Here is a 15635-nt window from a genome sequence, read left to right on the forward strand (position 1 = left end):
TCGGGACATAAATGGCTTATTTGATAAATAACCAATTTGGAAAATATGGAAAAATTTGCAACGGTAGATTACGTTATCTTCGTAGTTTACTTCTTTATCGTGGCAGGCTATGGCTACTGGATTTATCGCAAGAAGACGAATAGCCTAAGCAGTAGCAAGGACTATTTTTTGGCGGAAGGGTCGCTGACCTGGTGGGCAATTGGCTCTTCATTGATAGCCTCCAATATTTCAGCAGAGCAGTTTATTGGAATGAGCGGTAATGGATTTGAAGTTGGAATTGCAGTAGCAGCGTATGAGCTTATTGCTGCGGTGGCGCTTATCATTGTTGCGGTTTGGTTTATCCCGGTGTATCTAAAAAATAAGATTTTCACCATGCCACAATTTTTAAATAACCGATACAATGAAACTACAAGCCTTATTATGGCGATTTTTTGGTTGTTTCTGTATGTATTTGTCAACCTGACGTCGATTCTATATTTAGGAGCCATTGCCATTTCTAGTATGGCAGGCGGTGGAGATAGCTTCCATACGATCACAGTGGCTTTGGCAGTGTTTGCTGTGATTATCACATTGGGAGGAATGCGTGTGATCGGTTTTACGGATGTTATCCAAGTTGTGGTATTGATTATTGGTGGTATTGCTACAACGTATGTTGCATTAACTTTGGTAAGTGAGCATTTTGGATTAGGCAAAGACGTATTGGCTGGTTTTAATAAGTTGATGGAAGATTCGCCGGAGCACTTTAATTTGTTTGTTTCCAAACCTGGGCCAGGGGCTAGTCAGGAAGATATTAATAAATATCTGATGTTGCCCGGAATAGGGATGTATCTTGCTGGAATCTGGATTGTTAACCTAAATTATTGGGGCTGTAATCAATATATCACGCAGCGGGCTTTAGGAGCTGATTTAAAAACAGCGCGTACTGGAATTCTTTTTGCCGGTTTTCTTAAATTGTTTATGCCAATTATCGTAATGCTGCCGGGGATTGCTGCTTACGTATTATATAAAAATGGAGCGTTGCAACAGGAAATGGCTCCTGGAGGTGTATTTCATGCCGATAATGCTTATTCGGCGATATTAGGTTATCTGCCAAATGGGATGAAGGGGCTTGCACTGGCAGCACTTACAGCTGCTATTGTGGCTGGATTGGCTGGAAAGGCCAACAGTATTGCAACGATCTTTACATTGGATATCTTTAAAAAATATATCAATAAAGAGGCGAGCGAAGCAAAAATGGTATGGGTTGGCAAGATAACTATTGTTATCTCTATTTTGCTTTCCGTTCTATTTACCTGGAATGATGCTTTGGGTATCGGTGGCGCCGGCGGATTTACTTTTATCCAGAAATACACTGGATTTATCAGCCCTGGTGTTTTTGCGATGTTTTTATTGGGCATGTTTTGGAAAAGAACCACAGGGGCTGCCGCTATTACAGGTCTTGTCACGGGTTTTGCTTTGTCCATATTTTTTAATGAGTTTGCAACAAAAGTATTCGGACCAGAAACATGGATCTATACAGCTTATCCCAATAAAGCGGGAGTTTATGAGATTCCATTCCAGATCTGTATGGGACTGGCCTTTGTTTTTACCATGATAGCCATGATAGGTGTAAGCTTATTCGGACCAAAAGTAAATCCCAAAGCGTTCGTGTTGGATCGTTCGATGTTCAAGGTTGAGCCATCCGTATTGGCATTAATTGTTGTAACCTTATTGTTAGTGACAGCCATTTATGTTCGTTTTTGGTAAATTGATCACTGTTGAATACTAGAAATTATTATGAACCCTTCCTAATTTAACTAGGAAACTCCATCTTGAATGATGGAATAAAAACTTAAATACAGATGAATAAGAAAATTATTATTGGTTTGTTGACTTGTGCTTCTTTGGCGTATGGATGTCAGTCCCCTTCGACTCAAAATAAGCAAGCGGCAACTTCGGCTGATTCTACATCGAGCCAGGCCTTCGATAGTCAGATTGATGGTAAAGAGGTTAAATTGTTTCAATTAAAGAACGATAAAATAGCTGTCACACTTACGAATTATGGCGCGCGATTGGTGACATTAAAAGTTCCGAATAAAGACGGTGGTGCTACGGATGTAATTTTGGGTTATGATTCAGCGAAGGAATACAAGGAAAACTATAATAATTTTTACGGAGCAATTGTGGGACGCTATGGTAACCGCATCGGTAAAGCTTCTTTCAGACTAAATGGGGAGTCTTATTCCCTGGAAAAAAATGATGGTGAGAATTCGCTTCATGGCGGTACAAATGGCGTATACAACAAAGTGTGGGATGTGGTCAATCGTACAGCTACTTCGATAACACTGGCGTATACCTCTCCGGATAAAGAGGCCGGATATCCTGGAACAGTCAAAATGGAGGTTACTTACACACTCGAAGAAAATGGTGGGTTGGGTATTGATTATCTGGCTACGACGGACAAAGAAACTGTTTTAAATCTGACGAATCATGCCTATTTTAATCTCAATGGTGCTGGCGATTCTTCTATTTTAGATCATGAACTTCAAATTGATGCAAAGGCGATAACGGAGGTTGATCATGCGTTAATTCCGACAGGAAAGAGTTTGCCCGTTGCAGGTACAGCATTTGATTTTACAAAACCACAGCTTGTGGGTGCCCATATTGAAGATGAAAATGCGCAATTGAAGATCGGAAAAGGCTATGATCATAATTTTGAACTTAACAAGAAGGATGGTTTTCAGAAAGTTGCTGCGGTATATGCTTCGAAAACGGGCATTGAAATGCAGGTCTACACAACAGAGCCGGGCCTGCAATTTTACAGCGGTAATTTTATGAAGGACTCAGATCCAAAAGGAAAAGAAGGAAAAGTTTATCCATTCCGTTCAGCATTCTGTCTGGAAACACAACATTTTCCGGATGCACCGAACCATCCCAATTTTGCATCAACGGTATTGAAACCTGGAGAAAAATATAGTTCAAAAACAACCTACCGATTCGGTGTTAAATAATGAAGTTTAGATCATGAAGCTAAGATTAAAATTAAGCGTTGCTTTTACACTGATCAATGGACTGTTGTATGGGCAAAGTAGCGTGAAGTTGGAAGAACCACTACAGGAGCAGATTATAAGCCGGCATATCTATGGCCATTTTGCAGAGCATTTGGGGCGCTGTATTTATGATGGCTTTTATGTGGGTGAGAAAAACGATTCCATTCCACATGCCAATGGGGTACGAAAAGATGTGATTGAAGCACTCAAGAATTTGAACATTCCAAATTTACGCTGGCCGGGTGGATGTTTTGCGGATACCTATCATTGGAAAGACGGGGTCGGGCCCAAAGCACAGCGCCCTGCTATTGTCAATAATTGGTGGGGTGGAGTGACAGAGGATAATTCCTTTGGTACACACGATTTTCTCAATATGTGTGAGTTACTTGGCGCGGAACCTTATCTGGCGGGTAATGTGGGTAGTGGTGAGGTGCAGGAGCTTGCCGACTGGGTCCAATATGTGAATTTTAAGGGGGAAAGCCCCATGTCGGATTGGCGACGAAAAAATGGTCGGCAGGAACCTTGGAAGGTGAAGTTTTGGGGCGTAGGAAATGAAGCCTGGGGCTGTGGCGGAAACATGACCGCTGATTACTACACGGATATATACCGTAAATACGCCACGTTTATGTCGGATTGGACAAATGGAAGCGGCTTATATCGAATTGCTTCTGGAGCCAACAGCGCAGACTACAACTGGACCGAGACCCTAATGAAGAAAATACCGAGTGGCTTGATGAAGGGGATGGGCCTGCATCATTATGCTGTAATCAATTGGGACAAGAAAGGTTCAGCGACCCAATATTCGGAAGAACAATATTTTAGGACGATGAAGTCGGCTTGGTTCATGAATGAACTGGTGGAAAAGAATATTGCCATTATGGACAAGTATGACCCAAAAGGAAACGTGGACCTGATTGTTGATGAGTGGGGCGGTTGGTATGAGGTTGAACCCGGTACAAACCCCGGTTTCCTTTATCAGCAGAATACGATGCGTGATGCGATGATTGCGGGCATGACGTTGAATATTTTCAATAATCATGCCCGCCGTGTTAAAATGGCTAATCTGGCACAAGCTGTAAATGTATTGCAAGCTGTTATTTTGACAGAGGGTAAGAATATGATCCTAACCCCGACTTATCATGTGATGGAAATGTACAAGGTGCATCAGGACGCAAAATTAATCCCGATTTCTGTTCAATCAACAGATTTTGAGTTTAATAACGAAAAGATTCCGGCGGTGTCGGTTTCTGCATCACAAGACAAACAAGGGCGTACACATATTTCTTTAGTGAATATAGATCCAAAAAGAAAAAATAAAGTACGCGTGGACCTTGGTTCGGTCAAATCGGCAAAGGTCACCGGTCGGATACTTACCGCAGCGAATCTAAGGGATTACAATTCATTTAAAAAGCCTATGGTCATTACACCGGTAGTCTATAAGGATGCAAAAATGGTGAATGGAACTATTGAGGTTGATATTCCTGCGTTTTCAGTTATTGTACTGGAGTTGATATAGCATTTTGTAAAGGCCTGATAAATGATCGATTGATCAATATATCACCGAGTGGAACGAGTTCATTTACCGTTACAGATAATAGAAAAGATAACTAATTCTATAGATGAAGAAAATTGTGTCAATGATGCTATTGCTGACGGGTCTGGGTTCCTCGGCTGTGGCGCAGTCCCCAATTGAATTGAATGTACAGTTGGACAAACCTACGGGCAAAATATCGCCACACATGTGGGGAGTCTTTTTCGAGGATATTAATTTAGGCTCCGATGGCGGGATCTATGCCGAATTGGTGAAAAATAGATCGTTTGAATTTGATCAGCCATGGATGGCCTGGAAGAAGCTGGAAAATGGACCTGAAGGTACTTATTTGCTATTAAACGACAGTAAGCGCAAAGGGAATAAACGTTATCTAAGACTAAATAATACGACCAATCTGAAATTGGGACTGCAAAATGAAGGTTTTAGAGGTATGGGGGTCAAATCAGGGGCAGCTTACGAGTTTTCTGTGCAGTATCAGTGTGCTGCGGCGGGGATGAAAATCCATGTTGAAGTTTTAAACGAGCAGAATAAAGTTATTGGTGAAGCTGAATTTCCATTAAAGGCGGCTACATCATGGTCCGAAGCCGCCGTTAAATTTTCAGTATCGGAAACGACAGCTAAGGCCAAATTAAATGTTTGGTTTACAGGATCGGGTACCTTAGATGTTGATATGCTGTCGTTATTCCCGGTAGACACTTGGAAAGGAAGACCTAAGGGCTTACGTAAAGATATGGTTCAGATGCTTGCGGATATGAAACCTGGTTTTATCCGTTTTCCGGGCGGCTGTATTGTGGAAGGTAAAGATCTTGCTAATAGATTCCAATGGAAGAAAACGGTTGGCCCAATTACCGAAAGGGAGTTGATCATCAACCGCTGGAACACCGAATTTAAACATCGTTTGGCGCCAGATTATTTTCAGACGTTTGGCTTAGGATTTTTTGAGTATTTCTTATTGGCAGAAGATATCGGTGCAACGCCGGTTCCCATCCTCAATTGTGGAATGGCATGCCAGTTTAATACCGGTGAAGTTGTGCCCTTAGATGAGCTCGATGAATATGTTCAGGATGCGTTGGATCTGATCGAATTTGCTAATGGACCTACAGATACAAAATGGGGTAAACTGCGTGCTGAGATGGGACATCCGGAACCCTTTCATCTCAAGATGTTGGGGGTTGGAAATGAAAATTGGGGACCTCAATATATCGAACGGTTGGCTGTTTTTAAGAAAGTGTTGAACGAAAAGCATCCCGAAATTTCACTTATCGCAAGTTCGGGGACTGATCCCGAAGGAGACCGGTTTGACTTCCTCAATGAAAAACTCCGGGCGATGGGTATGAATATCATAGATGAGCATTATTACCGTCCACCATCTTGGTTTCTTTCGAGTGCAAGCCGCTATGACAATTATGAACGAAATGGAGTAAAGATTTTCGCGGGTGAGTACGCTTCACATACAACACGGCCAAACGGCCCGGGGAAAAGTACCTGGGAGGCCGCACTTTCTGAAGCGGCTTTTATGACTGGCCTGGAGCGAAATGGCGATGTTGTCGAGATGGAATCTTATGCACCTCTATTTGGCCATGTAGACGGGTGGCAATGGTCGCCTGACTTAATTTGGGTTGACAATTTGCAGGTATATGGAACGCCTAGTTACCAAGTACAGAAATTGTATGCCACCAATAAAGGGACGTCTATTATTCCGATCAAACGTGAGGGCAAATCCGTTGCCGGAATGGACAGCCTTTATGCTTCTGCCGTCTATGACGATTTATCGGGGCAGTTAGTTTTAAAAGTGGTCAATTACAAAAGTAAGCCTATAAAGGTGAGTCTAGACGTAGTTTCGAAGAAAAAGCTGTTGGCGGCGGCACAAAAGATCACGTTGGCAAATGCCGACCTCAATGTGAGTAATAGTATGGAAGAGCCATTACATATTCGTCCAAAGGAAGATCCCGTGACTTATAAGGGAAAGAAATTCGTTGAAACATTTGAACCCTATTCATTTACCCTGATTAAAATGTCTACGAAATAGGATGATTATTTGCCGGCACTTTATTATGAATAAAAAAAAGTTGATGTCCATCATTGGGGCTGTTTGTTCAATCATTGGATCCTTATCCGGCGTATTTGCTCAGGAATACAAATTTGGTCCATCGGAAAAAGATTTTGCTGCTTACTTATTTACCTATTTTAAAGGAAATGCCGTTGCAGACGAGGCTGTTTGTTTTGCGATCAGTACCGATGGCTATACGTTCAGAGCGCTAAACAATAATCAGCCGATATTGGATTCTAAGATCATTAGTAGTACAGGTGGGGTCAGGGATCCTCATATTCTACGTGCGCAAGATGGAAAATCATTTTATATGGTATTAACGGACATGACTTCATCAAAAGGGTGGGATTCTAACCGAGGCATAGTTATGTTAAAGTCTACGGATTTGATCCATTGGGATCATCATGTTATTAACATGCAGGAACGTTATCAGGGGCAAAAAGACTTAAAAAGAGTCTGGGCACCGCAGACTATATTTGATCCGAGCGCAAGTAAATATATGATTTACTGGTCCATGAAATACGGAAATAAGCCTGATGTGATTTATTATGCGTATGCTAACCGCGATTTTACAGATTTGGAGGGCGAACCTAAGGTGTTGTTCTTGCCAAAAAATGGTCAATCCTGTATTGATGGGGATATTATTGTTAAAAATGGATTATTTCATTTGTTTTATAAAACGGAGGGCGAAGGAAAGGGTATAAAACAAGCCATTACAGATTCCTTGACCTCAGGGAAATGGGTTGAACAGCCAGGGTACAAACAGGCTACCTCAGAAGATGTGGAAGGGTCGGGTATTTTTAAGCGCAATCAATCTGATACTTATGTCCTCATGTATGATGTTTATAAAAAAGGGAAATATCAGTTTTGCGAATCGCATGATCTAGATCATTTTAAAGCGATAGATCAACAGATTGATATGGATTTTCATCCGCGACATGGCACTGTTTTGCCTATTTCAAAAAATGAATTAAACAGAGTAGTGCAACGTTGGGGCAAACCGGCAGATATTGTTTTAAATACGGCGAAGAATCCTGTATTGGAAGGTTTTTACGCAGATCCGGATGTATTGTATTCCAATAAGACAAAGAAATATTATATCTATCCAACGAGTGATGGTTTTGACGGCTGGGGCGGATATTACTTCAAAACTTTTTCCTCTACGGACCTAAAAGAATGGAAAGATGAGGGTGTAATATTAGATTTAAAAAAAGATGTTCCTTGGGGTACGCACCATGCTTGGGCACCGACAATCATAGAAAAGAAAGTTAAAGGCGGGTATAAGTATTATTTTTATTTTACAGCAGCCCAGAAAATCGGTGTTGCCGTAGCAGATTCGCCGACAGGACCATTTAAAGATTCAGGTAAACCGTTAATAGACTTTAAACCGAATGGTGTGAAAGGTGGCCAAGAAATCGACCCTGCGGTTTTTACTGATCCCAAAACAGGTAAAAGCTATCTGTATTGGGGGAATGGACATCTTGCTGTGGCCGAGCTTAATAAGGATATGATCACGATTAAGGAAAATTCGATTAAACTAATAACACCGGATCGCACCTTTCGCGAAGGTACTTACGTTTTCTTCCGAAAGGGAACTTATTACTTTCTATGGTCTGAAAACGATACCCGTAGTGAAAATTATCGGGTTCGATACGGTACTTCAACATCTCCTTTGGGACCAATTCAAGTTCCTGATGATAACCTCATTTTGCAGAAAGATGCAGCGCTTGGAATTTTTGGTACTGGGCACAATTCCATACTACAGGTACCGGGAAAAGATGAGTGGCATATTATTTACCATCGATTTAATTACCCTAAGGGAATTACAATGGGGGATGCAGCCGGTTATCACCGGGAGGTTTGCATGGATGAATTGCACTTCGGCCCAGATGGAACGATCCTACCTGTGATTCCTAGTCATTAATACAATGTACTAACCAAAAAGGTTATTGGTGAATTTCACTTTGATGCCCAATTGGAAGTTATTGATGGTTTTAAAAATTTCTTTAATGGTTGCTTTTTCAATATTTGTCAAACTGTCCATAGGTACATAATTGTTTGGACTTAGTTTAGCTATCCGAATTTGATTCGCTTGGTTTTTCAGGCGAATAGACATCAGATAGTAGTAAGATTGATGTAATTCCTCATATTGTTCCTGCGTAAAAACACCTAAATCAAGCAGTTGTTTGAGCCTACCACCGGTGTTCTCTTCATAAATACGGTTTTTCAGGGCATAAACACGAACTAAGTCTACGATAGGTGTCATTGCTTTTTTTATATTGAAGACTTCCGATGAACCGATGGTTTGTGTTTTGATTGCTTTAAAAAATGTTAACGGCGGCTCATATTGTAAGGCATTTTTGGCGATAAATGCAAAAAAGCGATCATTAGGACGCTGTAACTCAATATTGAGAAATTCTTTAAGTTGATCAATTATACCCTGGTCGCCATATAGCCGCCGGCAATCAAAGAACGTTGAAAACTTAATGGCATTTTCAGGAATACTTTCTTCAATCCATTTTTTGTAGTTGTTTTTCCAATGGGAAAGGGAGTGTGTCCACTCAGGATTGCTGGCCATGTACCCGCCTGTGCAGTAGCTAAAACCTATTGTATTCAAATGATCGGATACTTGAGTGGCGAAACGCAGAAAATAATCACGTACCAATTCACGATGTTCGTTGGCTTTATCTTCATAGATAATTGCGTTGTCTTGGTCCGTCATCAATGTTTGCTCTTTTCGACCTTCACTGCCCGTGACCATAAAGACAAATTTTGCCGGTGGTTCACCAATTTCCCCAATTACTTTTTCGATTACTTTGAGCGCAATACTATCTGCTACCGTCGTGATCACCTGATTGGCAATTTCGGCGTTTACACCTCTACCAAGCAATTGGTGGATGATTTCCGGAACATTGTTCCACTTCTCGCGCAATTCATCCAGCGTCTCTGCTAGTTTTACCGATTGAATGAATACAAGTGGCGATTGCCCTTGTTCGCTCAACAAGCGATTCCGGCTTAGAAAGCCGACATAGTTTCCTTCTTTTTCCACGAGCAGGTACCTTGATTTTGTACGGAACATTTTTAATACAGCCTCATAAAGATAAGACTGATCAGAAATACTAACAATAGGATTGTCCATGACTTCCGCAATCGGATGGTCGACCGGTATTTGTTGAGCAACTACATTATCCCGTAAAGTCATATCGGTTACATAACCAATAATGTTATTGTCATCTTTGATAAATAAGCAGCTTACCTTTTGGTTTGCCATTGTCTTTGCAACCTCATAGATGGGCGTTTCAGGGGCAGAGGCAACAATATCTTTGTAGGTGATATGTTCAATTTTTCTTGAGTATAATTGATCTGCTGCAAAATAGCTTTCTTCGAAAGACGCTGGGGATTTGACAAAATGAGAAAATTCTTCATCCAGCATTCTCCTGCCAAAAGAATTGGTAAAAAAATGGAAAAACTCTTCATTTGCGTTACAAAGCTCAATAAAGTTTTTTCGAGGTAATCGATAAATGATGGTGCCTTTCTTAGCAATTACAGATTTTAATGCTTTTGTTCGATTCAAAAGGACGGATATTCCGCCAAAACAATAGGGTTTATGGTGAATTTCCGTCAATCTTTTGTTGTCTAAGTCGTCCAAGAAAAACGTTTCGTATTCACCTTCGACGATTAAGTCGACTCCATCCATGTCTGTAATGTTCTGGCGATAGACAAGCGTGTCTTTGGAGAAGCGGTATTCATTGAATATATCTACAATACTGAGCTGTAGGGAATCGGGCAGTGCCTGAAATGGAGGGGTAGATTTCAGTATGGAAAGAATAACCTCGGGATTTTTCATGAGGACAGCATTAGAAGATGTTAGCAAACTCTGTTTGTTGATTTAGGATATCTTGATGGGTCAGGTCTTTTCGTTGAATCATTTCAAAATAGCATTTTGCCGTAATCTCAGCATCCTTTTCTGCATTGTGCATATATTCTGGCGGTGCCGAGAACAGGGATTCATGTAATAGCGAAAGCGGAAGATGTACCATATTTGGATTTCTGACATACCTTTTGCTATACAACAGTGTGCAAAAATAATTTAAGTCACCAAATGGGAGAGCTAGGTTCGATCGGTAGAATTCTGCTGATAATACCTGTAGGTCAAATGAAAGAAAATGCCCGACAATTTGTGGCTTATATTTTTTAATGTCATGACTTAGCTTGCGCAAAACTTCTTTTTTCTTCTCCCCATATTTCATTAAAAAAGGCGGCGTCAACCCATGTATTTGCTCTGATGCCGGACTGATCGGAATTAGTGGCTCATAGATATATTTGTTTGTACGTTTTATCTCATTTTGGTTTTCGTCAAAAATGATCCAAGCCAATTGTAATACATGTGGCCAATTGTCGCTTTCTGTGTACCTTTTACTCCATTTTTTCGGCAGGCCAGATGTTTCTGTATCTAAGAATAGCAAGTATTTTTTCAATGGATTTATAGTTGAATATGCTCTAAAATACTAAAATATTCTAGTTAATAATAGGTAAATCTGTATTTGTAAAAGGATAGCCTTTGTAAAAAACGAGATACGTATTTCAATGTCTGGAATTTTATATGTAAAATTGACATTTATTAGTAAGTTAAAAATGACCAATTATGTACAGAAGGCTACTATGCATGGTATTTTGTGTCTGTTCTCTCCTCGGTGAGCTTCAAGCAGGAAATAAAAAAGGTACTGTTTTTTATACCTTGGAACGTATCGTAAATCGAGAGCGATTTCAATATGCAATTGATCTGCTACAGGAAGAACTGTCCAAATCTATTGCCATCAACGCTGCAGGTATTGAGGTGAGTACGCTGGTACAAAAGAAGTCTTTACCAGATTCAATTAAAGCTAAGTTGATCGAGAAGGAACATTTTGTTTTATATCGAAAGACCGAAAAGGGGCCCCTCTCATTAATAGGCGCTGATGAGTCAGGGGTGTTATATGGTTGTATGGCATTGCTTGCACATAAACAATGGTTGAACGGTGAACCATTCTTTTTCGCCGATGGTCCAAAAATGGTTATGCGTGGCACAAGCATCGGCCTCCAGAAAACGACTTACTTGCCAGGGCATGACATTTACGAATATCCTTATACACCCGAATCTTTTCCCTGGTTTTATGATAAAAAATTATGGTTGAAATATTTAGATATGATGGTCGAAAATAGGTATAACGCCTTGTATTTATGGAATGGACACCCTTTTTCTTCTTTAGTAAAATTAAAGGATTATCCTTATGCGCTTGAAGTGGATGAGACAACATTTCAAAAAAACGAGGAGATGTACACATTTTTAACAAAAGAAGCCAACAAGAGAGGAATTTGGATTATCCAGATGTTTTACAACATTATCCTGCCTAAGCCTTTTGCCGATCGTCATGGTTTAAAGACCCAGGAGCGCAATCGGATTATTACACCTTTAATTTCAGATTATACACGTAAAAGCATCGCTGCTTTTGTAGCCAGATATCCAAATGTAGGACTCTTGATTACCTTGGGTGAAGCAATGGAAGGGGTGGGACAAGATGATATCAACTGGTTTACGAAGACGATTATACCCGGAGTACAGGACGGATTACATGCATCAAGTACTAAGGGTGAGCCCCCTATCATTCTAAGGGCGCATGATACCGACGCTCCGGCGGTGATGCAAGCTGCACTACCGATTTATAAAAATCTGTATACCATGGCTAAATATAATGGCGAGGCACTGACGACCTATACTCCTCGTGGTAAATGGGCCGAATTGCATCGCTCGCTGAGTAATATCGGAACTGTTCATATCCAAAATGTACATATATTGGCCAATCTAGAGCCTTTCCGTTATGGTTCTCCTGATTTTATCCAAAAATCGGTCAAGGCGATGCACGAAGTCCATCATTCGAATGGCATTCATATTTACCCACAGGCTTCGTATTGGGATTGGCCATATGCAGCTGATAAGGTCTATAATAGGCTGCTTCAAGTGGACCGGGACTGGATGTGGTACAAAGCGTGGGCGCGGTACGCATGGAATGAAAATCGAGATTTGTCACAGGAGCAATCTTATTGGTCGGAAGAGCTTGTACAATATTATGGTATTTCTGGGCAGGATGCCCAAAAATTGCTGTTGGCCATTGAAGAAATTGGTGAGATATCACCTAAAATCCTACGACGATTTGGTATTACAGACGGCAACAGACAGACCTCTTCTTTGGGCATGTTGATGACGCAATTGATTAATCCTTATCGTTATGGCTTATTTACCCTACTTTATGAATCCGAGGCTCCAGAAGGAGAGATGATTATTGATTATGTAGAGAAGGATTACCACCATGAAGGCCACATCGGAGAAACACCTGCCCAGGTAGCAAGAGAAATTGTGCAGCATGGAGAACGTGCAGCAACGCTGATTAAAGGATTGGGAAAGCCAACTAAAAATGTGGCTGAATTTAATCGGTGGGTCAATGATATTCGGATCCACCAATTGTTAGCGAATCATTATAGTTATAAAGTCAAGGCAGCCATTCAACTGCTGCGGTACAAATATAAACCGGATCTAAGCGCTCTTCGGGAGGCTTTACCAAATTTGGAAAAAAGTGTGGAGGAATACCGTAAGCTCACGGACCTTACTACTGCATCTTATTTATATGCAAACAGCATGCAGACCAAACAACGTAAAATACCGATGCGTGGTGCAGATGCGACATTCATTCACTGGAAAGAGATGCTTCCTGTCTTTGAAACTGAATTGAGCAACTTTAAACATGCGATAGATTCCTTATCAACGATGAACGGTAACCCTAAGCATTCAAAAGTGGGACTAATGTCCCAACAGATCACCTTTTTTGATCGTCAGCAGTTGATCCCTTTAAAAAAAGGAGCAAAGTTGTATGCGGACCAGGAACTTGTGGTTACACATTTAGCCCAGGAATTAGAGGGGCTGATGGCAGTACAGATAGACGCAGGCAAACAAAAGTTAACTGGTACACAGCTCCGGTTTAAAACCCAGAAGCCTGTAAAAATATTAGTTGGCTATTTCAATAGCACAGATAAGGTGTTTGCTCCTAAGCCCGTCTTGGAAATTGATGCGAGTGCCAACGATTTTGGGCAGGCAGAGGCGAAAGTTCGTAATGCGATTCGCATTCAATACATGCCTATGTTGGATATTCACACGTATTCCTTCCCCGCAGGGCAACATGAACTAAAGCTTCCTAAAGGGGAGGCTCTAATTTTAGGTGTTGTGGACGACAGGCAACTCGTATATCCCTATAATGCTGATGTGGATAATCAAGGAGATGATCTTGATGACCTATTTGGCTATTTTAAGGGCACAAAATTGTAAATGAGCATAGATGCTCAGGATAGTACAGGATAAATAACTTAAATGAAGTGGGTATTTTACGGCAAACTCAATCAAAATCTAAGATCCACTTTTTGATAATAACCAGGGAAAATGAAAATTAATATCGTTGCGCTTGCTTTTCTATTGTACTCGCTACATGTAAATGCGCAAGAAAAGTTAGCGGAAAAACTTCAAATTTACGTTCAGAAATTCAATGCCAATGATAACGAGGCTGTTATCAATAATATTCCCAATAAGGCTGCTTATGAATGGATGCAGACAAATATTCCCTTATTGGACTGTCCCGATAAGGAGATTGAGCAAACGTATTATTTCCGATGGTGGTCTTATCGAAAGCATATCAAGTCGAGCCCAGAGGGTACCTTGGTGACAGAATTTATTGAACCAGTAAAGCATGCCGGAAAATACAATTCGATCAGCTGCGCACTCGGCCACCATTTATATGAGGGACGATGGTTGAAGAACAATGCATTTTTAAAAGAATATATTGATTTTTGGCTTTATCATGCCGATAAGGGACAATCCAAGCCTAGATTCCATCAGTTTAGTTCATGGCTACCCGATGCTTTATTAGCTTATTATAAAGTCAATCCCGACACGCAATATTTAAAAGATCGACTATCGGACCTGGATCTAGACTTTGAAAAGTGGGAGAAAGAAAGGAAAAGCAAAAATGGTCTCTTTTGGCAATATGATGTTCAAGATGGCATGGAGGAATCTGTCTCCGGTGGCCGTAAAGTGCATAATATGCGGCCATCGATCAATAGTTATATGTATGGAAACGCTGTAGCGATAGCAGCAATTGCCAAATTGGTGTCTAATCCAGGATTGGAGAAAAAGTACAGCACCTATGCACAATCGCTGCGTCAATTGGTATTGGATTCACTTTGGGACAAAGAGGATCAGTTTTTTAAAACAAAACTGGAAAAAGGACCACTACATCCCACACGTGAAGCAATCGGTTTTATCCCTTGGTACTTTCATTTACCACCGGACAAAAAGGCTTATGGAAAAGCCTGGCTCCAGTTGCCTGATACGGCAGGATTTAATGCTCCTTGGGGAACAACGACAGCAGAGCGACGAGAACCGACCTTTAGAACGCGTGGCACCGGGCATAGTTGTGAATGGGATGGCGCCATTTGGCCTTTTACAAGTTCGCAGACGATTCGGGGAATGGCTAATTACTTAAGTGACTATAAAAAGAATAAGGGAATAGATGCTCAAGATTTCTACGAACAAGTCCACAAATATGCTAAATCGCATGTGATGAATGGTAAGCCTTATATAGGTGAATACCAAGATGAAAAGACGGGAGAATGGTTGAAAGGCGACAATCCGAGAAGTAAATTTTATAACCACTCTACATTTGCGGATATCATTATCCAGGATTTAATCGGAATAAAACCGCAAACTAATTCTGTACTCGAGATAAAACCATTGATTTCGAAAGATAAGTGGGACTATTTCGCGCTAACTCAATTGACGTATCACAATAGGAACATCGCTGTTTATTGGGATGCTACCGGTGAAAGATACCACAAAGGAAAGGGACTGACCATCTATGTGGATGGGATGATGTCCTTGCAACAAAAGGATTTAAAAAATTGTAAGATTAACTTAAAATAA

At 40.8% G+C, this 15635-nt stretch carries 9 protein-coding genes; 7 read left to right on the forward strand and 2 right to left on the reverse strand.

What is annotated here, in order from left to right; all coding sequences use genetic code 11:
* Positions 1-45: 45 nt before the first annotated feature.
* From HMAT_RS15755 to HMAT_RS15775, 5 genes are all read left to right on the forward strand, one after another.
* The gene (locus tag HMAT_RS15755) at positions 46-1746 is read left to right on the forward strand and encodes a sodium/solute symporter (protein ID WP_104383795.1); all 1701 of its coding nucleotides are present in this window, start codon (positions 46-48) and stop codon (positions 1744-1746) included.
* Positions 1747-1841: 95 nt separating this feature from the next.
* Positions 1842-2990, forward strand: a complete 1149-nt coding sequence (locus HMAT_RS15760) for an aldose epimerase family protein (RefSeq protein WP_104383796.1) — start codon at positions 1842-1844, stop codon at positions 2988-2990.
* A 13-nt stretch (positions 2991-3003) separates the two neighbouring features.
* On the forward strand, positions 3004-4545 hold the full coding sequence (locus tag HMAT_RS15765; protein ID WP_104383797.1) for an alpha-N-arabinofuranosidase: 1542 nt from the start codon (positions 3004-3006) through the stop codon (positions 4543-4545).
* 103 nt (positions 4546-4648) lie between these two features.
* Positions 4649-6610: an alpha-L-arabinofuranosidase C-terminal domain-containing protein gene (locus HMAT_RS15770; RefSeq protein ID WP_104383798.1), complete on the forward strand. Its 1962-nt coding sequence runs from the start codon at positions 4649-4651 to the stop codon at positions 6608-6610.
* Between the two features lie 25 nt (positions 6611-6635).
* Entirely contained in the window at positions 6636-8555 is a 1920-nt protein-coding gene (locus tag HMAT_RS15775) for a family 43 glycosylhydrolase (RefSeq protein ID WP_104383799.1), read from the forward strand.
* A gap of 9 nt (positions 8556-8564) precedes the next feature.
* Here the strand turns inward: HMAT_RS15775 and HMAT_RS15780 are convergent, their stop codons facing one another.
* Both HMAT_RS15780 and HMAT_RS15785 read right to left on the reverse strand, forming a co-directional pair.
* Positions 8565-10478 (reverse strand): DUF294 nucleotidyltransferase-like domain-containing protein, encoded by a 1914-nt coding sequence (locus HMAT_RS15780; RefSeq protein ID WP_104383800.1) that lies wholly within the window; start codon positions 10476-10478, stop codon positions 8565-8567.
* A 10-nt stretch (positions 10479-10488) separates the two neighbouring features.
* Complete coding sequence (locus tag HMAT_RS15785) at positions 10489-11109, reverse strand: 3'-5' exonuclease (RefSeq protein ID WP_158655899.1); 621 nt, start codon at positions 11107-11109, stop codon at positions 10489-10491.
* A 167-nt stretch (positions 11110-11276) separates the two neighbouring features.
* Here HMAT_RS15785 and HMAT_RS15790 point away from each other — a divergent pair, with 167 nt between their 5' ends.
* Complete coding sequence (locus tag HMAT_RS15790) at positions 11277-13988, forward strand: hypothetical protein (protein ID WP_158655900.1); 2712 nt, start codon at positions 11277-11279, stop codon at positions 13986-13988.
* A 111-nt stretch (positions 13989-14099) separates the two neighbouring features.
* A complete protein-coding gene (locus tag HMAT_RS15795) occupies positions 14100-15635 on the forward strand; it encodes a glycosyl hydrolase family 65 protein (protein ID WP_104383803.1) in 1536 nt (511 codons plus the stop codon).

The sequence above is a fragment of the Sphingobacterium sp. HMA12 genome, assembly GCF_002933815.1.
Taxonomy (GTDB): domain Bacteria; phylum Bacteroidota; class Bacteroidia; order Sphingobacteriales; family Sphingobacteriaceae; genus Sphingobacterium.